The organism is Prosthecomicrobium sp. N25 (genome assembly GCF_037203705.1).
GTDB lineage: Bacteria > Pseudomonadota > Alphaproteobacteria > Rhizobiales > Ancalomicrobiaceae > Prosthecodimorpha.
In genome coordinates this window covers 293,594-316,305 of record NZ_JBBCAT010000001.1, presented here as the reverse complement: position 1 = coordinate 316,305, position 22,712 = coordinate 293,594, and the positions used below count along the sequence as shown (strand labels likewise).

The 22,712-nt window shown below is 68.9% G+C and carries 23 protein-coding genes; 15 read left to right on the top strand and 8 right to left on the bottom strand.

Features of this window, described 5'->3' with window-relative positions:
* Positions 1-115 precede the first annotated feature (115 nt).
* Complete coding sequence (locus WBG79_RS01455; protein ID WP_337355331.1) at positions 116-1,891, top strand: DUF262 domain-containing protein; 1,776 nt, start codon at positions 116-118, stop codon at positions 1,889-1,891.
* 23 nt (positions 1,892-1,914) lie between these two features.
* Positions 1,915-2,301, top strand: a complete 387-nt coding sequence (locus tag WBG79_RS01450) for a hypothetical protein (protein WP_337355330.1) — start codon at positions 1,915-1,917, stop codon at positions 2,299-2,301.
* A gap of 71 nt (positions 2,302-2,372) precedes the next feature.
* Here the strand turns inward: WBG79_RS01450 and WBG79_RS01445 are convergent, their stop codons facing one another.
* The 6 genes from WBG79_RS01445 to WBG79_RS01420 all read right to left on the bottom strand — a co-directional run bounded on the left by WBG79_RS01445 (position 2,373) and on the right by WBG79_RS01420 (position 8,288).
* Positions 2,373-2,780, bottom strand: a complete 408-nt coding sequence (locus tag WBG79_RS01445; protein ID WP_337355329.1) for a cytidine deaminase — start codon at positions 2,778-2,780, stop codon at positions 2,373-2,375.
* A gap of 2 nt (positions 2,781-2,782) precedes the next feature.
* A complete protein-coding gene (locus WBG79_RS01440) occupies positions 2,783-3,754 on the bottom strand; it encodes an ABC transporter permease (protein ID WP_337355328.1) in 972 nt (323 codons plus the stop codon).
* Positions 3,755-3,765: 11 nt separating this feature from the next.
* Positions 3,766-4,884 carry an ABC transporter permease gene (locus WBG79_RS01435; RefSeq protein ID WP_337355327.1) on the bottom strand — a complete coding sequence of 373 codons (1,119 nt, stop codon included), beginning with the start codon at positions 4,882-4,884 and terminating at the stop codon, positions 3,766-3,768.
* Positions 4,881-6,392, bottom strand: coding sequence for an ABC transporter ATP-binding protein (locus tag WBG79_RS01430; RefSeq protein WP_337357866.1), 1,512 nt, complete (start codon positions 6,390-6,392; stop codon positions 4,881-4,883). Before WBG79_RS01430 ends, WBG79_RS01435 begins: the two co-directional genes overlap by 4 nt.
* A gap of 72 nt (positions 6,393-6,464) precedes the next feature.
* Entirely contained in the window at positions 6,465-7,202 is a 738-nt protein-coding gene (locus WBG79_RS01425; protein ID WP_337355326.1) for an MBL fold metallo-hydrolase, read from the bottom strand.
* A 93-nt stretch (positions 7,203-7,295) separates the two neighbouring features.
* Entirely contained in the window at positions 7,296-8,288 is a 993-nt protein-coding gene (locus tag WBG79_RS01420; protein ID WP_337357865.1) for a BMP family lipoprotein, read from the bottom strand.
* Positions 8,289-8,706: 418 nt separating this feature from the next.
* Here WBG79_RS01420 and WBG79_RS01415 point away from each other — a divergent pair, with 418 nt between their 5' ends.
* From WBG79_RS01415 to WBG79_RS01395, 5 genes are all read left to right on the top strand, one after another.
* Entirely contained in the window at positions 8,707-9,516 is an 810-nt protein-coding gene (locus WBG79_RS01415) for a DUF1194 domain-containing protein (RefSeq protein ID WP_337355325.1), read from the top strand.
* Between the two features lie 115 nt (positions 9,517-9,631).
* Entirely contained in the window at positions 9,632-10,483 is an 852-nt protein-coding gene (locus WBG79_RS01410) for a DUF1194 domain-containing protein (RefSeq protein ID WP_443147439.1), read from the top strand.
* A gap of 121 nt (positions 10,484-10,604) precedes the next feature.
* Complete coding sequence (locus WBG79_RS01405; protein WP_337355324.1) at positions 10,605-11,639, top strand: glucokinase; 1,035 nt, start codon at positions 10,605-10,607, stop codon at positions 11,637-11,639.
* A 172-nt stretch (positions 11,640-11,811) separates the two neighbouring features.
* Positions 11,812-12,603 carry an ABC transporter ATP-binding protein gene (locus WBG79_RS01400; RefSeq protein ID WP_337355323.1) on the top strand — a complete coding sequence of 264 codons (792 nt, stop codon included), beginning with the start codon at positions 11,812-11,814 and terminating at the stop codon, positions 12,601-12,603.
* 10 nt (positions 12,604-12,613) lie between these two features.
* A complete protein-coding gene (locus tag WBG79_RS01395) occupies positions 12,614-13,456 on the top strand; it encodes an ABC transporter permease (RefSeq protein WP_443147390.1) in 843 nt (280 codons plus the stop codon).
* 38 nt (positions 13,457-13,494) lie between these two features.
* On the opposite strand, the gene WBG79_RS01390 is transcribed toward WBG79_RS01395, so the two are convergent.
* A complete protein-coding gene (locus WBG79_RS01390; RefSeq protein WP_337355322.1) occupies positions 13,495-14,334 on the bottom strand; it encodes an SDR family oxidoreductase in 840 nt (279 codons plus the stop codon).
* A gap of 140 nt (positions 14,335-14,474) precedes the next feature.
* On the opposite strand from WBG79_RS01390, the gene WBG79_RS01385 reads away from it, so the two are divergent.
* Positions 14,475-14,882, top strand: a complete 408-nt coding sequence (locus WBG79_RS01385; RefSeq protein WP_337355321.1) for a winged helix-turn-helix transcriptional regulator — start codon at positions 14,475-14,477, stop codon at positions 14,880-14,882.
* Here WBG79_RS01385 and WBG79_RS01380 read toward each other — a convergent pair.
* Complete coding sequence (locus tag WBG79_RS01380; protein WP_337355320.1) at positions 14,879-15,925, bottom strand: ABC transporter ATP-binding protein; 1,047 nt, start codon at positions 15,923-15,925, stop codon at positions 14,879-14,881. The two genes, WBG79_RS01385 and WBG79_RS01380, sit on opposite strands and share 4 nt — an antisense overlap.
* A 94-nt stretch (positions 15,926-16,019) precedes the next feature.
* Between WBG79_RS01380 and WBG79_RS01375 the strand changes: the two genes are divergently transcribed.
* From WBG79_RS01375 to WBG79_RS01345, 7 genes are all read left to right on the top strand, one after another.
* Positions 16,020-16,733, top strand: a complete 714-nt coding sequence (locus WBG79_RS01375) for a GntR family transcriptional regulator (RefSeq protein ID WP_337355319.1) — start codon at positions 16,020-16,022, stop codon at positions 16,731-16,733.
* Positions 16,730-17,710, top strand: coding sequence for an alpha/beta hydrolase (locus WBG79_RS01370; protein ID WP_337355318.1), 981 nt, complete (start codon positions 16,730-16,732; stop codon positions 17,708-17,710). Before WBG79_RS01375 ends, WBG79_RS01370 begins: the two co-directional genes overlap by 4 nt.
* 27 nt (positions 17,711-17,737) lie before the next feature.
* Entirely contained in the window at positions 17,738-18,952 is a 1,215-nt protein-coding gene (locus WBG79_RS01365; protein WP_337355317.1) for an ABC transporter substrate-binding protein, read from the top strand.
* Positions 18,953-19,061: 109 nt separating this feature from the next.
* Positions 19,062-19,982, top strand: a complete 921-nt coding sequence (locus WBG79_RS01360) for a carbohydrate ABC transporter permease (protein ID WP_337355316.1) — start codon at positions 19,062-19,064, stop codon at positions 19,980-19,982.
* Entirely contained in the window at positions 19,979-20,815 is an 837-nt protein-coding gene (locus WBG79_RS01355) for a carbohydrate ABC transporter permease (RefSeq protein WP_337355315.1), read from the top strand. The genes WBG79_RS01360 and WBG79_RS01355 overlap by 4 nt, the downstream gene beginning before the upstream one ends.
* A 19-nt stretch (positions 20,816-20,834) precedes the next feature.
* Positions 20,835-21,716, top strand: a complete 882-nt coding sequence (locus WBG79_RS01350) for a sugar phosphate isomerase/epimerase family protein (RefSeq protein ID WP_337355314.1) — start codon at positions 20,835-20,837, stop codon at positions 21,714-21,716.
* Entirely contained in the window at positions 21,713-22,708 is a 996-nt protein-coding gene (locus tag WBG79_RS01345; protein ID WP_337355313.1) for a Gfo/Idh/MocA family protein, read from the top strand. The genes WBG79_RS01350 and WBG79_RS01345 overlap by 4 nt, the downstream gene beginning before the upstream one ends.
* Positions 22,709-22,712: the final 4 nt, after the last annotated feature.

Sequence of the window (22,712 nt, the reverse complement as noted above, 5' to 3'; positions counted from 1 at the left end):
ATATCGAGCTGACTGGATTCATCGTATCGAAAGGGGCCCCTAATGATATATACCTAATTATATCAATACTTTTCTATTCGATGACTAGCGGTTTGCACCGGCAGAGGAGTTACGGGTGCCCTATACAGCCACGACGATCTCGAACGTCGTTGAGAAAATCAACCGCAGCTATTTCTTACCTGCCATTCAGAGGCCATTTGTTTGGGATCCCGAACAGGTTGTTGCGCTATTTGATTCCCTCCTGAAGGGATATCCAATCAGCTCATTCTTATTTTGGGACATCGCACGTGAGAACCGGCAGAATTGGCAGATCTACCGGTTTGCGGAGAACTTTCGATTCGGAGAGATACACAACGAAATTGCGGAGACCGATGGCAGAGACGTTACGCTTGTCTTGGACGGCCAACAGAGACTTACTTCCCTCCTGATAGGGCTACGCGGCTCATTCACCGTCAAGTCGAAGTGGAAGCGATGGGAAAACCCCGACGCGTGGCAAAGGAAGCGTTTGTACCTTGACCTGCTCATCGACCCTTCCGTGCCGATTGCAAGCGGTGAGGACGACATCGAAGGTCGGTACGGCCTGCAACTCCTCGAAAAGGCTCCCCGATCTAACGCTAACAGTGTTTGGATCAAGGTTGGCGATATCCTTGACTATCCAGGCGAGGAAGCGTTCGACCGATACAAGGACACATTGCTCGATAGCATATCGGATCGGCTCACTCGGTCCGATGAGAGGACGATGACTCGGAACATTGACCGACTCTATCGAATGGTTTGGAAAGATGAGATTATTTGCTATTACACGGAAAAGGACCAAGATTACGATCGGGTATTAGGGATCTTTGTTCGCGCAAACGATGGCGGAACCAAACTAAGCAAGTCCGATCTTATGCTTTCAGTAATTACGTCGAAATGGTCCGATATTTCGGCTCGAGATGAAATATACGGCCTTGTAGAGACAATTAATGGCGGACTTGAACGCAAGAACGACGTGAGTAAAGACTTTATTATGAAATCCTGCCTTTTGCTGAATGACCTTGATCACGTTTACAAGATTGCAAACTTCCACAACAAGAACCTGGACATCATGCGGGCGAGCTGGAGGTCGGTTAAGCGAACTCTCATCCGAACGTTCACCCTTATCAATCGGCTTGGCATCGACCGAGAGAACCTGACCAGTTTGAATGCCCTTATGCCGATAGCCTATTTTCTTCACAAGTCTGAGCGAGACTTGACTGAACGGGAGACGCCCGAAAACATTCGCGATATAGCTAGGATTCGGCGCTGGCTGATATCCGCCCTCCTCAATCGCGTATTTGGCGGACAATCCGACAGCACTCTAGGCGTCGCTCGCAGCACTATTGCTAGTTCCCTAACGACTAATCCGTCATTTCCGTTAGGTGAACTCAATAATAGCTTGACACGTCATCTGAAACGACAGGCAGGCTTGACCGGAGAGACTATTGATGCGATTTTTCAGTTCCGCTATGGTCAAAAACTAGTGTTTTTAGTGCTTTCTCTTCTGTATGACGATAGGAATTGGGGCAGCGTACCTCACCATGTCGATCACATTTTTCCTGCCTCGACTGTCAATCGGCGAGCTTTGATGGGGCAAAACATCCCTTTTTCGGTAGTTGAAAGGGTGATGGCCAACGTTGACAGGATTGGAAATCTCCAACTTCTCACTGCGGGTGACAACATATCTAAGAGCAACGAAAGCTTTGATAAGTGGATTAGGACACGTGATCAGAGCTTCATGATCAGACATCTGATACCGACTGACCAAGATCTGTGGTCGCCGACGATGCTGCCGGAATTCGTCAGGCAGCGAGAACTTCTGATCCGTAGTCGGATTGAGAGCTTGAACAACGATTCCATAGCAGCGGAATGAGGCCAGGAGGAATACACAGCGTCATGGACACCTTTCAAGACAAGCTTACTCGTATCGCGGCTGAGCGAGACCGGTTAGCCAGGGGGGAAGCCTCGATGCGCGAGGACGCGCTAGCCGAGCTTGAACGCATCAATGCAGAAATTGAAAGCCTGGAACAGAAGAAGGAAAGTTTAGAAGCACTTCTTGGATTGGAGGATAGTAGCACTAGAGCGGGCCGCGGCCAGATCGTCCAGCTGTGCTTGAGGGCACTTTCCAGCGCCTCCGAGGGCATGACCTCAGCCGAAGTAAGGGATTGGATAGAAGCCGATGCGCCTGGCACACGACTTCAGTCAGTTCCGTCAACACTGAGTCGTCTGATCAACCAAGGCAGGCTTCGCCGGGATGAGGCGGGGCGATACTTTGTGGTTTGACGGGTTATATCCCGAAGTCTGACAAGCCCGGGCAAGACACAGGGCAGACTGTCCATATCGCAAGGGCGTCCTCAGAGATGCTCCGGCCCGAAGCTGACGGGCAGGAGGTCGTCGAGGGTCAGGGTGCGGACGGTGCCGTCGGGCTCGCGCAGGTGGACGCGGGCGGTGAGGCCGCCGAACTCGCGGATGCGCTGGCGGCAGCCGCCGCAGGGCGGACAGAGGATCTCGGCGCCATGCTCCGGGCCGCCGACGACCGCGATCTCGGCGATCTGGTCGGCGCCGGCCAGGACCATGGCGGCGAGCGCGCCGGCCTCCGCGCAGGTGCCGATCGGATAGGCGGCGTTCTCGACGTTGCAGCCGGCGTGGATGCGGCCGTCCGGGTCGCGGATCGCGGCGCCGACCTGGAACCGGGAATAGGGCGCGTAGGCCCTGCGGCGGGCGGCCTCTGCGGCCGCGAAGAGGTCGTCGAGGGCGCTCATGCCTAGCGGTCCTTCGTGTAGGGCACGCCCGAGGCTTTCGGGGGGATGGCCCTGCCGATGAAGCCCGCCAGCAGGACGACGGTCAAGACATAGGGCAGCGCCTGGAAGACCTGCACGGGAACCTGCCCGACGACCGGCAGCGGGGTGCCCTGCAGGCGGATCGCGACCGCGTCGAGGAAGCCGAAGAGCAGGCAGGTCAGCATGGCGGGGACCGGCTTCCACTTGGCGAAGACCAGGGCCGCGAGGGCGATGAAGCCCTTGCCGGCGGTCATGTCGCGGATGAAGCCGGCCGACTGGGCGACCGCCAGGTAGGCGCCCCCGAAGCCGCACAGGACTCCGGCGATGACGACCGCCGCATAGCGCAGCCGCGCGACGGAGATGCCGGCCGTGTCGACGGCGTGCGGGTTTTCGCCCACGGCCCGCAGGCGCAGGCCGAAGCGGGTGCGGTCGAGCACGTACCAGGTCAGCGGCACGGCCAGGAAGGCGAGATAGACGAGCACGTTGTGGCCGGAGATCACCTCCGCGTAAAAGTTGCCCCAGCCCGAATGCTGCTGGGCCGTCTCCGCGCCCGGCAGCACGATGGGCCGGAAGCGGGCCTCGTTGGTGAGCTGGGGGGTGCGCCCGCCCTCGCCGAACCAGGCCTGGCCGAGCAGGACCGTCAGTCCCGCGGCCAGGAAGTTGATGGCGACGCCGGAGACGATCTGGTTGCCCCGGTGGGTGATCGACGCGAAGCCGTGCACGAGCCCGAGCGAGACGGAGACCGCCACCGCGGCGGCGAGCGCGAGCCACTCCTCCCCGGTCAGAAACGCGACGGCGCCGGCCGCGAAGGCGGCGCCGAGCATCTTGCCCTCCAGGCCGATGTCGACGATTCCCGAGCGCTCGGACCAGAGGCCGGCCAGGCAGGCGAAGAGCAGCGGGATCGACAGCCGCACCGCGGAGCCGAGGACCGGCACGATGGCGTCGAGGCTCTCCATCCGCGTGACCCTCAGCTTTCGGCCGCCGCCGCGGCGGCGGCGCGCGGGGCGAACAGGCGTTCGAGCGCGGGGCGGACCATGCGTTCCAGCGCGCCGGCGAAGAGGATGACCAGGCCCTGGATCACCACCACCATGTCGCGGGTGATCTTCGGCTTCTCGAAGGCGAGTTCCGCGCCGCCCTGGTAGAGGACGCCGAACAGGAAGGCGGCGAGCGCGATCCCGGCCGGGTGCGCCCGCCCCATCAGCGCCACCGCGATGCCGACGAAGCCGGCGCCTGCGGTGAATTCGAGCAGCAGGCGGTGCTGGACGCCCATCACCTCGTTGACGGCCAGGAGGCCCGCGAGCGCGCCGGAGACCAGCATGGCGACGATGACGATGCGGCCCGGGTCGATGCCGGCATAGACGGCCGCGGTCGGGTTGATGCCGACGGCGCGCATCTCGTAGCCGAGCCGGGTGCGCCAGATCATGACCCAGACCAGGACCAAAGCCATGATGGCGATGAGGAACGTCGGGTTGAGCGGCGAGGCGCCGATGTCGATGCCGAGCGGCTTCAGCATGTCGCGCATCAGCGGCAGCCGGGTCGCCTCCGCGATGGTCCGCGTCTCGGGCGACATGGCGCCCGGCTTTCCGATCACGTTGACGAGGAGGTAGACCATCAGCACGGAGGCGATGAAGTTGAACATGATCGTCGTGATGACGACGTGGCTGCCGCGCCGCGCCTGCGCCCAGCCGGGCACGAAGGCCCAGGCGGCGCCGAAGAGGAGCGAGGCCGCGAAGGCGAAGGGGAAGACGAGCCACCAGGGGGCGCCGTCGAAGGCGAGGCAGACAAGCGCAACGCCGATGCCGGCGACCATCGCCTGGCCCTCGGCACCGATGTTGAAGAGCCCCGCCCGGAAGGCGACCGCGACCGACAGGCCGGTGAAGACGAAGTTGGTCGTGTAGTAGAGGGTGAAGCCGATCCCCTCGGCATAGCCGAGCGCGCCGGCGAGCATGATGCGGACCGCCTCGACCGGGTTCTCGCCGATGGCGAGGACCACAAGGCCCGACACCAGGAACGCGGCCGTGACGTTGATCGCCGGCAGGAGCCCGTAGTCGACCCACCGGGGCAGCTCGCCGGGGCGCGCACTCATGCGGCGACCCCGGCCATCATGAGCCCGATCTCGGCCTCGCTCGTCTCCGGCCGGCACTCCCCGACGACCCGGCCGCCGCACATGCACAGCACCCGGTCGGAGAGGCTGCGGATCTCGTCGAGCTCGGCGGAGACGAGCAGGATCGCCTTGCCGCGGTCGCGCAGTTCGATGAGCCGGCGGTGGATGAACTCGATGGCGCCGATGTCGACCCCGCGGGTCGGCTGACCGACGAGCAGCACGGCGGGGTCGCGCTCGATCTCGCGGCCGACCACGATCTTCTGCTGGTTGCCGCCGGAGAAGAGGGCCGTGCGCAGCCCCGGGTTCGGCGGGCGGACGTCGTAGTCCCGGACGAGACGGCGGGCGACGTCGAGGATCGCGGCCGGGTCGAAGAGGATGCCGGCGGCGTAGTGCGGGTCGTCCTGGTAGCCCAGGATGGCGTTCTCGCGCGCCTCGAAGGGAAGGACCAGGCCCATGCGGTGCCGGTCCTCGGGGATGTGGGCGAGGCCGCGTTCGCGGATCGCGGCGGGATCGAGCCCGGTCGCGTCCGCGTCGGCGATGCGGATGCGGCCCGCGGACGGACGGCGGATGCCGGCGATCGCCTCCAGGAGTTCGGACTGGCCGTTGCCGGCCACCCCGGCGATGCCCAGGATCTCGCCGGCGCGGACCTGGAGCGAGACGTCGTCGACCAGGAGCGTCCCCCGCGGGGACTTCACGGTGACGTTGTCGAGCGCGAGCAGGACGCGGCCGGGGACCGACGCCCCCTTGGAGACCCGCAGGAGGACGCGCCGGCCCACCATGGCTTCGGCGAGCTTCTCCATGGTGGTCTCGGCGGTCGGCCAGGTGGCGACCATCTCGCCGCGGCGCATGACCGAGACGGCGTCCGTCACGGCCATGATCTCCCGGAGCTTGTGGGTGATGATGACGACCGTCTTCCCCTCGGCCTTGAGCTGCCCGAGGATGCGGAAAAGGTGGTCGGCCTCGGCGGGGGTCAGCACCGCGGTCGGCTCGTCGAGGATGAGGGTCTCGGCGCCGCGGAAGAGCGCCTTCAGGATCTCGACGCGCTGCTGCTCGCCGACCGAGAGGTCGCCGCAGAGACGGTCGGGGTCGACGGTCAGGCCGTAGTCGCGGGCGAGCCGCGCGATAAGCGACCGGGCGCGCGCCTCGGCCTTGGCGAGGAAGGGCGAGCCCTCCGCCCCAAGGATCACGTTCTCCAGCACCGTCAGGGTCTCGACCAGCATGAATTGCTGGTGGACCATGCCGATCCCGACCGCGATGGCGTCGGCGCTCGACCGGATGGCGACCTCGCGGCCGTCGACCAGAATGCGGCCGCGGTCGGCGTGGTAGAAGCCGTACAGGATCGACATGAGGGTCGACTTGCCGGCGCCGTTCTCGCCCACGATGCCGTGGATGGTGCCCTTGGCCACCGACAGGTGGATGTCGCGGTTGGCGTGGACGGCGCCGAAGCGCTTGTCGATGCCGACGAGTTCGATCGCCGGCGGCTTCGGCACGGCGGCGAGCGGCGGCGGGGCGGACCGGGACGGGGGCATGGGCGGGCGGGGGTCCTCCGGTCGGCGCAGGCGTCAGATCTCGACGACGAGGCCGTCGCGGGCGGTCTCTTCGGCGATCTCGTCCAGGTGGTCGAGCATGTCGGCGCTCATGTGGGTGAGGAGCACGCGCCGGGCCGCGATGGCGGGCAGGTGCTGCTTCAAGGTCTCGTAGTCCAGGTGGACCTTGATCTTGCGGGAGCGCACGTAGCACTCGCAGACGAAGAGGTCGGCGCCCCTGGCGAGCGGGACGAGGGTCTCGGTCCAGGCGGTGTCGCCCGAATAGGCGAAGACCTTGCCGCCGGTTTCGATGCGGTAGCCGTAGCAATGGGAGAGGTGCGGGTCGTGCTGGACCTTGCGGGCCGTCACCTGCGCGCCCGCCACCGCGGCGGTCTCGTCGGGGGCGATCTCCTGGTAGAGGACCTCGAATTCGCGCGGCACCGTGGAGAAGCCCGGATAGCTCGCCTCCAGCAGCCTGTCGCAGGCTTCGCGGACCCCGGGCGGGCCGGCCACCAGGAGGGGGGCCCGGCGAAGCGAGACGAACTGGGCGTCGAGGAAGTAGTAGGGCAGGCCGCCGAAGTGGTCGCCGTGGAAGTGGGTGATCAGGATCGCCGAGATGGCATTCAGGTCCAGGCCCGTCTGCTTCAGGGCGTAGAAGGCGCTGGCGCCGCAGTCGACCAGCATGTTGGTCCCGCCCGCCGTGAGGTGGAAGCAGGTGTTGAAGCGGCCGCCCGTCCCGAAGGCGTCCCCGGTGCCGACGAAGTGGATACGCATGGACCCTCGATTCCGGTCGCCTCGGGGCACCGCGGACGCCGCCCGGGCCTCAGGGGCGGGACGACCCGGCGGGGCCGTCCCGGCGCTCAGCCGTCAGAGCGGGCACTTGTTGTCGGACATGTAGTCGTGGACCTTCACGGTCCCGGCCACGATGTCCTTGGCCGCCTTGTCGGCGGCAGCCTTCATCTCGGCGGTGACCAGCTTGGCGTTGTTGTCGTCGAGGGCGTAGCCGATGCCCCCCTCGGCGAGGCCGAGCACCTTGAGGCCGGCCGTGAACTTGCCGTCCTTGGCGTCCTTCAGGGCGTCGTAGACGGCGACGTCGACGCGCTTCAGCATCGAGGTCAGGACCTTGCCGGGATGCAGGCCGTTCTGGTTGGAATCGACGCCGATGCCGAGCTTGCCTGCGTCCGCGACGGCCTGCAGGACGCCGATGCCGGTGCCGCCGGCGGCGTGGTAGACGACGTCGGCGCCGCGGTCGATCTGGGACTTGGCGAGTTCGCCGCCCTTGACCGGGTCGTTCCAGGCGGCACCGGTCGTGCCGGTCATGTTCTGGAACACCTCGGCCTTGCCGTTGGCGGCCTTCACGCCCTGAACGTAGCCGCAGGCGAACTTGCGGATGAGCGGGATGTCCATGCCGCCGACGAAGCCGACCTTGCCGGACTTGGACGCCATGGCGGCCATCACGCCGACCAGGTAGGAGCCCTCGTGCTCCTTGAACACGATCGAGCGGACGTTCGGCAGGTCGACCACCATGTCGACGATGGCGAACTTGATGTCCGGGAATTCCTTGGCGACCTTCTCGACGGCCTGCGCCTGGCTGAAGCCGATGGCGACGATCGGGCTCTGGCCGCGGCGGGCGAAGTTGCGCAGGGCCTGCTCGCGCTGGGCGTCGTTTTGGATCTCGAAGTCGCGGTACTCGGTGCCGCTGTCCTTCTTGAACTTTTCGGCGCCCGCATAGGCCGCCTCGTTGAAGGACTTGTCGAATTTTCCGCCGAGGTCGTACAGGACGGCGGGCTGGGACTGCGCGAAGGCGGGACCGGCCAGCAGGACCATGCCGGCCAGCGCGCCCAGAGTGCCTTTCTTCAACATATTCAACTCCCTCACAGTTCAGCCGTGGTCTGGCCTTGCTGACCTCTCGTGACTGTCGCCGAGATTGACACGACGGACGCGGGCTTGCCCAGCCCCCTCGTGTCGAGACGTCGCACCCGAGGAACCAGGGAACCCCGGCCGGCCTGCCCGCATTGTGAGCGTTAAGACATGTTGCACGAATAACACTCAAGCTTCATCGAGGCGACATGTGACGGATTGGCGCCTTGTGCAAAAACAAGGCATGCGGAAACCTTGGGCACTCAACGATGTGAGTCGTTCTGGAACGGCAAGCGGCCCTGAGCCGCCCGTCCAACGAACGGCTCGAGCGGCGGCACGGCCTACGCAGGATGCGGACGGCCGGGCAGCCGGGGAGAGAGACGGCCGGGAGCCCTCGACAGCCTGATGGAGGCTTGCCGTGCATGCTCTTCTCTCCCGTCCCCTCGACGCCCTCCTGGCGACCCTCGCGCTCCTAGCCCTCTTCATCCCGACCGGCGCCGACGCCCAGGCCCGGGGCTTCGCCAACGTGGCCCCGACCAATGTCGACGTCGCGCTGGTCCTTGCCGTCGACGCCTCCCAGAGCATGGACAAGGAGGAACAGACGCTGCAGCGCGACGGCTACGTCGGCGCGCTCACCTCCGAGGAGGTGCTGACCGCCATTTCGTACGGCCGCCACCGGCGCATCGCGGTGGCCTATTTCGAGTGGGGCAGCCTGGACCAGCAGGTGCTGGTCGCGCCCTGGACGATCATCGACGGGCCGGACGCCGCCAAGGCCTTCGCGGCCAGGATCGGCTCGGCGCCGCTCAACAACCTGCAGCGGACCTCGATCAGCGCCGCCATGACGTATGCGGGCGAGCTGTTCACCCGCTCGGGCGTCAACGCCACCCGCAAGGTGGTCGACATCTCCGGGGACGGGCCCAACAACCAGGGCGTGGTCGTCTCGGAGGCGCGCGACGCGCTCGTCTCCCAGGGCGTGACGATCAACGGGCTGCCGATCGTCATCAAGGAGACCAATCTCGACTGGAACCCGATCCCGCAGCTCGACCGCTACTACGAGGACTGCGTGATCGGCGGCGAGGGCTCCTTCGCGATTCCCGTCAAGGGCATGGCGAACTTCGGCACGGCGCTGAAGATGAAGCTCGTGCTCGAGATCGCCGGCCTGACGCTCGACCTCCCCCGGGTGATCCCGGCCGCCGCGACGACCACCAACTGCCGCTACTACGAGTGAGCTTCACGGACGCGCGAGCCGACGCGGGGCCGCTTCCCTGATCCGCCGGTTCCGTGCACACTCCGCCCGGGTCCGGGGTCGTCCGGACCGGTGACGCGGAGGCTTCCCCGTGACGATCCTCGGTCCCGGCAGGGCGCGTGCCATCTCGCTTTTCGATCGGGCACGGACCTGCCTCGCCGGTGCGGTCGCGGTCCTGCTCCCGCTCCTCCTTCCCGGACCCGGCGGCACGGCCAGAGCCGAGGACAGGGTGGACGTGGAGCTGGTGCTGGCGGTCGACATCTCCTACTCGATGGACGAGGACGAGCTGAGGCTCCAGCGGAACGGCTACGCGGAGGCGATCACCTCGGCGGAGGCGATGAACGCGATCCAACGCGGGCCGACCCGGCGGATCGCCGTCTCGTATGTGGAATGGGCCGGCGCCGCCGAGCAGAAGCTGGTGATGGACTGGACCATCATCGACGGGCCCGAGTCCGCCCGGGACTTCGCCGAGAAGCTCCTGCAGCAGCCCTACCGGCGCGCCTACCGGACCTCCATCTCGGGCGCCATGCTGTTCTCGGCGCCGCTCTTCGACCGCAACCCCTACCGGGGCCTGCGGCAGGTGATCGACATCTCGGGCGACGGGGCGAACAACCAAGGCATCCCGGTCGAGGACGCCCGCGAGGACGTGCTGAAGCGGGGCATCGTCATCAACGGGCTGCCGATCCTGATCAAGCGGCCGGGCAGCATGGACATGGCCAACCTCGACCAGTACTACGAAGAGTGCGTGATCGGCGGCGAGGGCTCCTTCATGGTGCCGATCAAGTCGCGCGAGCAGTTCGCCGCCGCGATCCGCATGAAGCTCATCATGGAGATCGCCGGGAACTACGAGGAGCGTCCGCGCGTCGTCCCCGCGGCCACCGCCCGCAATCCGCTCTGCATGGCGGGCGAGCGGCAGTGGCAGGAGCGGATGGACTGGATGCGGAACTAGGCCGCCGCCCGGGTCGGGCCGCGTGCCCCGGGGACCGGCCGGCCGCCCTCTCTAGGCAAGCCGACCGGCTTCGGTGTAACTGGTCCGGCCGGAGTCTCCTCGCGGCACGCCAAGGTCCGACATGAACGCCACGAACGACGCCGCGGCCTCGCTCTTTCCCGTCCTGATCGCCGACATCGGCGGCACCAACGCCCGCTTCGCGACCGTCGCCGACCCGCATGCGGAGCCGGAGTTCCTGCCGCCCCGGCGGACGGCGGCCTATGCGGACCCCATCCTGGCGATCGAGAGCCTCGGCCTCTCCGACGAGGCGCGGGCGCCGCGCAGCGCCATCATGGCCATCGCGGCGCCGGTCACCTCCGACGAGATCACGCTCACCAACTGCCCCTGGACGATCGCGCCGCGGCGCATGATCGCCCGGCTCGGCTTCCGGCGGGTGGCGCTCGTCAACGACTTCGAGGCGCAGGCCCTGGCGCTGCCGGCCCTGAAGCTGCCGGAGGAGGGCGCGGGCGACCTGCTCAGGATCGGCGGCGGCGAGCCGCGGCCGGATGCCGCCAAGGTGGTGATCGGACCCGGCACGGGGCTCGGCGTGGCGAGCCTCGTCCACGCCATGGGGCGCTGGGTGCCGGTGCCGGGCGAGGGCGGGCACGTCACCCTCGGGCCGGAGACCGAGCGGGAGATCGCGATCTGGCGGCACGTGGAGCGGATCGGCGGGCGGGTCACCGCGGAGGCGATCCTGTCGGGGTCCGGCATCCTGCGGCTCGCGCGGGCGGTGGCGGCGGCGGACGGGAAGGCCTGCCCGCACGCGGGGCCGGAGGCCGTGACGGCGGCGGCCGACGCCGGCGAGCCGATCGCGGTCGAGACGCTCCGCATCTTCGCGGCCTGCCTCGGGCGGCTGGCGGGCGACTTCGCCCTGTCGAGTCTGGCGCGCGGCGGCGTCTACATCGCGGGCGGGGTGGCGCCGAAGATCGAGCACTGGCTGACCGACGGCACGTTCCGGTCCGCCTTCGAGGACAAGGCGCCCCACCAGGAGCTAGTGTCGAACATCCCCACCTACCTGGTGAAGCACCCGCAGTCCGCGCTGGTCGGCCTCGCCGCGCTGGCGCGCAAGCCGCAGCGCTACGCCATCGAGCTCGAAGGCCGCGTCTGGACCGTGTGACCCGCCCCGGGTGCCCCCGCGGCGGGCACATGCCCGTGCCTTGGGCGCCCGCGGCCCGACGAGGCCGGGGACAGCCGGCGCGGGACGCTGGCCCATGCCTTGCTTAAACACATCGCGTCTGCTTCGCTGATCCGGCCGGGCCGGATCGCCTCCGGCGGACGGGAGAGGGCCGATGACCGGGTTCGTCGAACTGAAGGACGTCTGGCTCCGCTACGGCGGGGCGGACGGGACGCTGGCGCTGAAGAACGCCTCGATGTCCGTCCGCGAGGGCGAGTTCGTCGCGGTGGTCGGGCCGTCGGGCTGCGGCAAGTCCACGCTCATGAAGGCCGTGACCGGGCTCTGGCCGCCCTCCAAGGGCCGCGTCGAGGTCGCCGGCAAGGCCGTCTCCGGGCCGCTCGGGATCGTCGGGATGGCGTTCCAGAACTCCGTGCAGCTGCCCTGGCGGACGACGCTCGACAACATCATGCTGCCGCTCGAGATCGTCGAGCCGCATGCCTCCCGGCTCGGCTCGAACCGCGGCGACTACGTCGCCAAGGCGCGCGAGCTGATGGGCCTCGTCGGGCTGACCGGCTTCGAGAAGCGCTTCCCCTGGCAGCTGTCGGGCGGCATGCAGCAGCGCGCCTCGCTGTGCCGCGCGCTGATCCACGAGCCCAAGCTCCTGATGCTCGACGAGCCCTTCGGGGCGCTCGACATGTTCACCCGCGAGGAGCTCTGGGGGGTCCTGCAGGACCTCTGGATGACCAAGAAGCCGACCGTGATCCTGGTCACGCACGACCTGCGCGAGGCGGTCTACCTCGCGGACCGGATCTTCGTCATGAGCGCCCGGCCGGGCCGCATGATCGCCGAGTACAACGTCCCCTTCCCGCGGCCGCGGACGCTCGAGACGACCTACCTGCCCGACTTCACCGAGATCACCCACATGCTGCGCGGGCTCATCCAGGAAGCCCGCCAGGAAGCCGCCTGAGGAGGCCCGCATGTCGACCCTCGACACGTCCAAGGCCTCCGACGACGCGGACCGGCCGATCCGCCGCCCCTTCTATGCCGATCCCAAGACGATCGAGCGCGCCATGCCGTGGCTCGTGATCGTCGCCTTCATGGTGCTCTGGGAACTGGCGGTCGTCCTGTTCGCGATCAAGCCCTTCATCCTGCCCGCCCCCACGGTCGTGTTCCGCTCGATCGTCGAGTGGTGGCCGCAGATAATCGAGAACGCGCTGCAGACGCTCTTCACCACCACCGCCGGGTTCCTGATCGCCGTGGTGTTCGGCCTCGTCGGCGGCGTGCTGATCGGCTCGTCGACCCTCGTCTACAACGGCTTCTACCCGCTCCTCATCGGCTTCAACGCCATCCCGAAGATCGCCATCATCCCGATCCTGGTGCTCTGGTTCGGCATCGGCACGGTGCCGGCGATCATCACGGCGTTCCTGATCTCCTTCTTCCCGATCCTGGTCAACGTGGCGACCGGCATCGCGACGGTGGAGCCGGAGCTGAAGGACGTGCTCCGGGCGCTCGGCGCCTCCAACCGGCAGATCATCATGAAGGTCGGCCTGCCGCGTTCGATGCCCTACTTCTTCGCCTCCCTGAAGGTCGCCATCACGGTTGCGTTCGTGGGCTCGATCATGTCCGAGACGGTGGCGGCGAACCGGGGCATCGGCGCCCTGATGATGACGGCGTCGGCCCGCTTCGAGGTGCCGCTCGTGTTCGCCGGCCTGATCGTGACCGCCGTCATGGGCATCATGCTCTACATCATCGCGGAGCTGATCGAGCGGCGGGTGATCGGCTGGGCGACGCGCGGCATGGACGCGCCCGGCGGGCTCTGAGGGGCGCGAGGGCCGCCTGGGCCCTCGCGCCCCTCCGCTCAGGCCCGGAACGCGGCCGCGTGGTCGGCCGCATAGGCCTCGAGCGAGCGCGGCGGGCGGCCGGACAGGCGCTCGACGCCGTCGGTGACCCGGTCGGCCCAGCCCTCGCGCACCGGGTGGAAGATGGCGGCCAGGAAGGCCGCGTAGGCGGGGGAGACACCGGCGCCGGTAAGCATGGCCACGAAGGCCTCGTCGGTGGTCGCCCGGTAGGCGATCGTCCGGCCAGCGACGCGCGACAGGATCGCGGCGGCCTCGGTGTAGGTCAGCGACTTCGGGCCGGTCAGGTCGATCGCCCGGCCGTCGAAGCGGTCGGTCGTCAGCGCGCCCGCTATCGAGGCGGCGATGTCGCGCGTGTCGATGAAGGCCGTCCGGCCCTCACCGGCCGGCAGGGCGATGACCCCGGCCTTCACGCCCGCGCTCCAGAAGGTGTGGAAGTTGTCGGCGAACCAGGTCGGGCGGACGATGACGTGCCGGGCGCCCGAACGGATCAGCGCGAGCTCGACCTTGCGGTAAGGGATCTCGTCGGAGGCATCGACCCCCATGGCGGTCATCAGAACGATCTTGAGGCCGCGGGCGGCGGCCCGCTCGACCACGGGGCCGAGCGTCGCGAGGGGATCGACGGTGCCGGTCGGGGCGATCACGAAGACGCGGTCGGCGCCCTCGAAGGCGGCGTCCCAAGTCTCCGGGGCGGTCAGGTCGAAGCGGACGCCCTCGGCGCCGGCGACGGCGGCGCCGGTGCGCGAGGCGGCGCGAACGGCTTCGCCGCGGGCGACGAGGTCGGGGACGAGGTGGCTGCCGATGGTGCCGGTGGCGCCGAGGACGAGGATCTTGCCGGGCATGGGGGCGGCTCCTGAATCGGTTTCGTTTGGAAACCAGGTATCGATGTGATAGCGATAACCGAGAGCGATCGGCCTGTGAAGAAGGCACTTTCGGCTCAGGTGGTCACCCGCGGGAAACCGCTCCGGTCCGGAAGTCCGACATGATGTACGACGTCTTCCAGCGGGCTTGCCCGACCCGCTTGGTCCTCGACCGCATCGCAGACAAGTGGACGCTTCTGATTCTGCTCCGCCTGGAGGAGGAGCCCCGGCGCTTCAATGCGCTCCGGCGCGAAGTGGACGGCATCTCGCAGAAGGTGCTGTCCCAGACGCTGCGCGCCCTGGAGCGGGACGGGCTGGTGCAGCGCCGGGTCTACCCGACGGTTCCGGTTTCGGTCGAATACGCGATCACGCCGCTCGGCCGCACCCTCACCGGCACCGTGGACGCGATCCGCCGCTGGGCGCAGGACAACATCGAGAGCGTGCTTGCCGCGCAGAAGCGCTACGACGCCGGCGCGGTCGAAGATCCCCAAAACCCGCTCGCCCGGGCGGGCGCCCTCGAACGAGGCTAGACCCGCCGGCCGGACGAATCGAAGGCGTGGATCTCGCCGGCATCGGCCTCGACCGACACCACGGCGCCGACCGCGCAGTCGCGCCCGCGCGGCCATTCGACCGTGAGGAGGCCGGCGGCGCCGAGGTCGAGATGCGCGTAGGTGAGGCTGCCGAGGCGCTCCACGACCGCGATCTCTCCGGTGAACCAGGCCGCCTCGGAGGAGGACGGGGCGAGCGCCTCCGGGCGGATGCCCAGCGTCGCGATCGGGCGGCCGCCGGACGCGATCCCCCGTGCCGACCCGGCCGGGACCGCGACGCCGTCGCGCAGCGTGGCCGGCAGGGCGTTCATGGCGGGGCTGCCGATGAAGGTCCCGACGAAGAGCGTCGCCGGGCGGCGGTAGAGGTCGAGCGGCGCGCCGACCTGCTCGATGCGGCCCTGGTTCATGACGACGATGCGATCGGCGAGCGTCATCGCCTCGACCTGGTCGTGGGTGACGTAGACCGTGGTCGCCTTCATGCGGCGGTGCAGCCGGGCCATCTCGAGCCGCATCTCCACGCGCAGCGCCGCGTCCAGGTTGGAGAGGGGTTCGTCGAACAGGAAGGCCTGCGGGGCGCGCACGATGGCGCGGCCCATGGCGACCCGCTGGCGCTGGCCTCCCGACAGTTCCGCCGGGCGGCGGCCGGTCAGCGGCTCGATGCGTAGCGCGCGGGCGGCCGCGGCGACCCGCTCCGCGATCTCGGCGGCCGGCCGGTCGCGCATGGCGAGGCCGAAGCCCATGTTCTCCGCCACGGTCATGTGCGGGTAGAGGGCGTAGTCCTGGAACACCATGGCGATGTCCCGCTCCGCCGGCGCGGCCTCGTTGACCACTTTGCCGCCGATGCGCAGGACGCCCGCCGTGATCTCCTCCAGGCCCGCGATCATGCGAAGCAGCGTGGACTTGCCGCAGCCCGACGGCCCGACGAGGACCACGAACTCGCCGTCCTCGACGGCGAGGTCGACGGCTTGCAGGACGTGATGATCCCCGAAGCGCTTCGAGACGCGCTCGAGCGTGATCGCCGCCATCCCGTCCTCCCGTCCGGTGCCTGCAAAATCGGGCTTGCGCAGCCCGCCGTCGCCTATCATTATTGATATCGATAATGCTGCGCAAGGCCGACCCATGCCCCTCGCGACCGCGAGTCCCGTCCGCGACACAGCCCGACCTGCCCGCAGCGGCGGGGTCTACGAGGCGCTGAAGCGCGAGATCATGCTCGGCGACCTGCGGCCGGGGACGCCCCTGACGGAGCTCGACCTGGCGGCCCGCTTCGGCTGCAGCCAGGGACCGGTGCGCGAGGCGCTCCTGGCGCTCCAGCAGGACGGGCTCGTCATCCGCAAGGGCCACCGGGGCACGAGCGTGTCCGACTGCACGGCGGAGGAGGCGGTGGAGATGTTCCGCCTGCGCCAGTCGATCGAGTGCCGGACGGTGCCGCGCGCCATCCAGCGCGCCGGCCGCGCAGCCGCGCCCGGGCTCGCCGCGGATCTCGCAGCGCTGGTCGACGCCATGGAGGCGCTCGCCCGGGCGGAGGACGAATACGGGCTCGCCGAGGTGGACCGGGAGTTCCACCGGCGCATCCTGCGCGAGGCCGACCTGCCGGCCCTCGACCCCATCCTGCACCGCTGCCTGATCCACAACCACCGCTTCAAGATCTCCCGCTCGGAGGCGCCGCGCGACCTCGTGGCGACGGCGCGACGGCACCTGCCGATCGTGGAAGCGGTCGAGCGGCGGACCCCGTCGGCGGCGGTCGCCGCCCTCGGGCATCACATCGCGACCATCGTGGATTTCGGGCCGGCGGTCTTCGACGACGCCGGGCCGCACCAGCCGGGGGCTCCATGACCTTGCCTTTCCGCCTCTCTCCCGTCCTGTCGGACGAACTGCAGGCCCTCAACGCCCGGCTCGCCGCCGAGGGCTTCGCGCCGCCCGACGGGACCCTGATGGATCCGGACGAGGGCCAGGCGTCGACCCTGGAGGCGGCGCGGCGCTGGAACGTCGACATGCCCCCGCTCGCCCGGCGCGCCGAGGTGACGGTGCCGGCCGACGCGGAGCTCGGCTCGGCGGACGTCCGCTGCCTCGTCCTGGTGCCGGAGGGCCGGGTCGACGGCATCCTGTTCTTCGTCCACGGCGGCGGCTTCGCCTTCTGCAGCCCGGAGACGCACGAGCGGGCGGCGGCCCTGCAGGGGATCGCCTCGGGCATGGCCGTGGTCCTGCCCGACTACCGCCGGTCGCCGCGGCACCCCTACCCGGCCGGCCTTCTCGACACCGTCGCGGCGCTGCGGGCCGTGCTCGACGACGCGCCGCGCTTCGGGCTCGACCCGGGGCCCGTGATCGTCTCGGGCGATTCGGCCGGGGCCAACCTGGGCCTCTGCGCCATCCTGCAGGACCAGCGGCGCCCGGCGCCCGGGCCGGCCGGCGCGGTCCTGTTCTACGGCGTGTTCGGCGCGGACTTCGAGACGGAGTCCTACCGGGTCTTCGACGCCGGCCCGGGCCTGACGCGGCCGAAGATGCGGCGCTACTGGGACTGGTACCTGCCCGAGACCGCGCGGCGGGACGACCCGCTGGCCGCGCCGATCCGGGCCGACGACGCGGCACTGTCGGCGCTGCCGCCGCTGCATCTGTCGGCCGCCGGGGTCGATCCGCTGCTCTCCGACACGCTCGGCCTCGCCGCCCGGCTCCGCGGGCTCGGACGCTCCGACAGCTGCACGGTCGTACCGGGGGTCACGCACGGGTTCCTGCAGCTCACCACCGTGCTGGCGGCGGCCCGGGACACGATCGCCGAGGCGGGCCAGGCCGCCCGGCGCATGATCGAAGCCTGAAAGACAGAACGAAAAAGGGAGGAGACGATGTCGCTGAAGACCCTCATCGCCGGCGCGAGCCTCGCGGCCGGCCTCATGGCCACGGCCGCGCAGGCCCAGACGGTGCGCTTCTGGTACCACTTCGACAACCCCGACAACCCGATGTCGAGCCTCGTCAAGGACTTCGAGGCGAAGAACCCGGGCGTGAAGATCGAGGCCGAGAACGTTCCCTGGAACAGCTACTACGACAATCTCTATACTGCGATCGTCGGCGGCAACGCACCGGATGCCGCGATGGTGAAGCTCTTCGCGCAGCCGCGCCTCGTCGAGATGGGCGCGCTCGAGCCGATCGGGGCGCGCCTGGACGGCTGGGCCGGCAAGGCCGACCTGCTCGACGGCCTCGTCGACCTCAACAAGGGCCCGGACGGCAAGCAGTACTACCTGCCGATCCAGTATGTCGTGCTCTACCTCTATTATCGGGCCGACTGGTTCAAGGAAGCGGGCCTGGCGCCGCCGAAGACCTGCGACGAGTTCCTGGCCGCCGCCAAGGCGATGACCAAGGACACCAACGGCGACGGCACGCCGGACGTCTACGGCTTCGGCTTCCGGGGCGGCAAGGGCGGGCACGACCACTGGGCGACCTTCGTGCTGTCGCGCGGCGTGACCCTGGCGAAGGGCGGACTCACCACGCCCGACGCCATCAAGGCCAACCAGTGGGTGATCGACCTCGCCCGGGTCCACAAGGTGTTCCCGCCGTCGGCCCCGAACGACGGCTTCCAGGAGACGGTCGGCGCCTTTAAGTCCGGCAAGACCGCCATGACCATCCACCACATCGGGTCGTCGAACGACATGGTCAAGGCGCTCGGCGACAAGGTCTCGGCCGCCCCCGTGCCTTCCTGCGGTCCGAAGGCCTGGACGGCCTACGGGGACGAGTCGCTCGCCGTGTTCTCCGCCTCCAAGGCCAAGGACGCGGCCTGGAAGTGGATCTCGTTCCTGGCCGAGGGGCAGAACAACGTGCGCTTCAACCAGGCGACGGGGCAGCTCACCGTGACCAAGTCGGGTTCCAAGGACTGGAAGCTGCACGAGCAGCGCTTCGTCGACGCGACCGTCGCCTCGGTGCCCTTCGCGGCGGTGCTGCCGCAGACGCCCGCGACCGCCGACTTCGTCAATACGGTGTGGCCGACCGCCATGCAGCGCGCGCTGACCGGGCAGATCACGTCGGAACAGATGATGAAGGAGATCCAGGCGCTCTACGACAAGTGAGCGCCTCCGGGCACCCCCTGTGGGGTGCCCGCCTTCCCCGCCGGGCCGGACCTTCGGGACCGGCCCGGTCCCCCGACCCGGCTTCACCAGGACCCAAGGCCTCCGACAAATGACGGCCGCCAGCCCCGACCTCGCCCTCCTGGACGGTGCTCCCCGACGGCGGCTCCGGCTGCTGCCCTACGCGATGCTGTCCCCGGCCGTGATCGTCACGGTGGCGATCGTCTTCCTGCCGATGCTGCAGGCCGCGTCGATGAGCCTCTACGACCTCGTCCTGTGGAAGCCGAATGCGACGGCCTTCGTGGGGCTCGGCAACTACGTCAAGCTCTGGGGGGATCCGGTCTTCTGGATCGCGCTCGGCCACACAGCGCTCTGGATCGGCCTGACGGTGCCGCTGCAGATGGGTCTCGGGCTCGTCGCGGCGCTGCTGCTGGCCCGCGAGTTCCCCTGGCGCGGGCTCGCCCGGGCGCTCGTGATCGTCCCCTGGGCGCTGCCGAGCGTGGTCATCGCGCTCATGTGGCGCTGGATCTATGACCCGACGATCGGGATCGCCAACGAGCTCCTGCTGCGCATCGGGCTCGTCAAGGCCGCGGTGCCCTGGCTCGCGGACCCGGACGTCGCCCTCTACGCCGTCGTGGCGACGCTGACCTGGCAGGGCTTTCCCTTCTTCGCCGTCATGATCCTCGCCGGGCTGCAGTCGATCCCCAAGAGCCACTACGAGGCCGCGGCGATCGACGGGGCGAGCCCGTGGCGGCAGTTCCGGCACATCACCCTGCCGGGCATCGCCGGGGTGCTGGCGACCGCGGGGCTCCTGCGCATCATCTGGGTCGCCAACTCGATCGACGTCATCTTCGTGATGACCGGGGGCGGTCCGGGCTACGCCACCTACACGCTGCCGCTCTACGCCTTCGTGAAGGCGCGCCAGAACCTCGACTTCGGCTACGGCTCGGCGATCGCGGTCACCTTCACCCTGCTGCTGGCCGGGGTGGTCGCCGTCTATGTCGCCCGGACCGCGCGGGAGCGGGCGCGATGAGGCGGCGGCCGTCCACCCTGCGGCGCATCCTGACCACGGACCTGCCCGTGGCGGCCATCGTGCTCGTCGCGCTCGGGCCCTTCGCGTGGATGTTCCTCACCTCGGTGACGCCCGGCGACCGGCTCGCGGCGGCCGGGGTGGCGGCGAACCCGCTCGACTGGTCCGTCGAGCACTATGTCCGGCTCTTCGCGCGCACCTCCTTCGCGGCCAACATGGGGCACAGCCTGATCGTCGCGCTCGGCACCGTGGTGGTCGGGCTCTCGGTCTCCGTCCCGGCCGCCTACGCGATCTCGCGCTTCCGCTTCCCCGGCCGGCGCGTGCTGATGTTGCAGTTCCTGCTCGTCAACATGTTCCCGGTCGTGCTCCTGATCCTGCCGCTCTTCGTCCTGATGCGGCAGGCCGGGCTCCTCGACACCCACCTCGCCCTGATCCTCGCCAACGCCACGGTAGCGATCCCGTTCTCGGTCTGGATGCTGACGAGCTACGTGGACGGCATCCCGAAGAGCCTCGACGAGGCGGCCATGACGGACGGCTGCTCGCAGCTGTCGGCGCTCCGGCGCGTGGTGCTGCCGCTGCTCGCGCCCGGGATCGTGTCGACCGGCATCTACATCTTCATCACCGCCTGGAACGAATATCTCTACGCCCTGACGCTCGGCGGCCGGAGCACGCGGACCATGACGGTCGCGATCCAGACGCTCATCGGCGAGTACCAGATCGAGTGGGGGCTGCTCTCCGCCGGCGGCATCGTGGGCGCGCTGCCGGCGACCGTCCTCTTCCTCTTCGTCCAGCGCCGCCTGGTCGGCGGCCTCACCCAGGGCGCCGTCAAGGGCTGACCCGAACTTGCGAGCACCCGTGAACCCCATCGGCCTCATCTCCATGCAGTTCGCCCGGCCCTTCACGGCCGAGCACTTCCCCCTGTTCGACCGGATGAAGCGGCTCGGCTTCGACTTCGTCGAGCTGCTCGTGCCGGAGCCCGGCGAGCTCGACCTCGGCGCCGCGCGGCGCGCCATCGCGGACGCCGGGCTTACGGTGGCGCTCGCCGCCCGGGTCAACCTGCAGCGGAACCTTTCGAGCGCGGAGCCCTCGGCCCACCGGGCCGGGATCGACTACCTGAAATACGCGGTCGACGCCGCCGCGGGGCTCGGCGCCGCCATCGTGGGCGGCCCGCTCTACGGCAACCCGCTCGTCTTCGCCGGCCGGCCGCCGGCCCCCGTGGAGGAGGCCGAGCGCCTCGCCCGCTTCGAGCGCTGCCTTGCGGGCCTGCGCGAGGCCGGCGACCATGCGGCGGCGGCCGGGGTGACGCTGGCGGTCGAGCCCCTCAACCGCTTCGAGACCGACGTCGTGTCGACGACCCGGCAGGCGATCGGGCTCGTCGACGCGGTGGCGCATCCGGCGGTCGGGATCATGCTCGACACCTTCCACATGGCCATGGAGGAGGCCTCGATCGCGGAGGCGATCCGCGAGGCCGGCGCCCGGACGGTGCATTTCCAGGCCAACGAGAACCACCGCGGCTTCCTCGGCACGGGCTCGATCGACTGGGTCGCCGTCTGCCGGGCGCTGGTGGAGGTCGGCTACGCGGGGCCGATCTCGCTCGAGCCGTTCCGCCGCAACGACGACCGCTTCGGCGTGCCCTTCGCCCAATGGCGCCCGCCGCACGAAAACGAGGACGACCGGCTCGCCGCCAGCGTCGCGTTCCTGCGCTCCCACCTGACCCTCGCGAGGCATCGGCGATGACCCTGAAGATCGGCTGGATCGGCTGCGGCACCCACGCGACCCAGATGCTGCTGCCACAGCTCCTCCGCCACGACGTGGAGATCGCCGCGCTCTGCGACATCGACGGGGTGCGGCTCGCCCGCGCCGCCCGCCAGTTCGGGGTCGCCCGCACCACGACGGACGCGGCGGACCTGATCGCCACGCCGGGCCTCGACGCGGTCGGCATGGCGGTCGGCCCCGACCAGCACCTCGCCTTCGGCAAGGCGGCGCTCGCCCGCGGGCTCGGCGTCTTCATGGAGAAGCCGCCGGCCGCCACGGCGGCGGGGGCCCGCGAGCTCCAGGCGGCCTCGGAGGCGGCCGGCCGGCCGGTCGTGGTCGGCTTCATGAAGCGCTACTCGGTCGGCAACAAGATCGCGCACAACATCATCGCGTCGGGCCGGTTCGGCCGCGTTCTGGGCCTGACGGGCCACTACATGACGGCCCCGGGCTATTTCGTCGGCAACGTCGACTACACCGGCTTCTTCCTGCACCACTGCGTGCACTACATGGACCTCGCCGCGCACCTCGTCTCGCCGATCGCCGCCCTCTCGGCCCGCAAGATCGAGGCGAAGCCGGGGCGGCTCCTCTTCCACGCGGCCGTCGACTTCGCCTGCGGGGCGGTCGGGACGATCGTGATGGGAACCGTGCAGTCGCGCGGGACGCCGGTCGAGCGGATCGAGATCATGGGCGACCACCGGCGCCTGGAGATCGAGGACGTGGTCGAGGTGCGGTTCCACCGGGACCCGCCCTTCAAGACCGACGACCCCGCCGCCACCCTGGACGACGCGGTCGACAGCCTGACCTGGAAGCCGAACTTCACCGCCGCCGCCAACGAGGACCACAAGGGCTACCACGCCCTCCTGGCCGACGCGGTCGCGGCACTCAAAGGCGAACAGTCCGCCGCCCCGACGATCGCCGACGGCGCGCTCGCCATGACGTGGCTGGAACGGCTCAGGGCGTCGATGGGGGTCTGAGCGG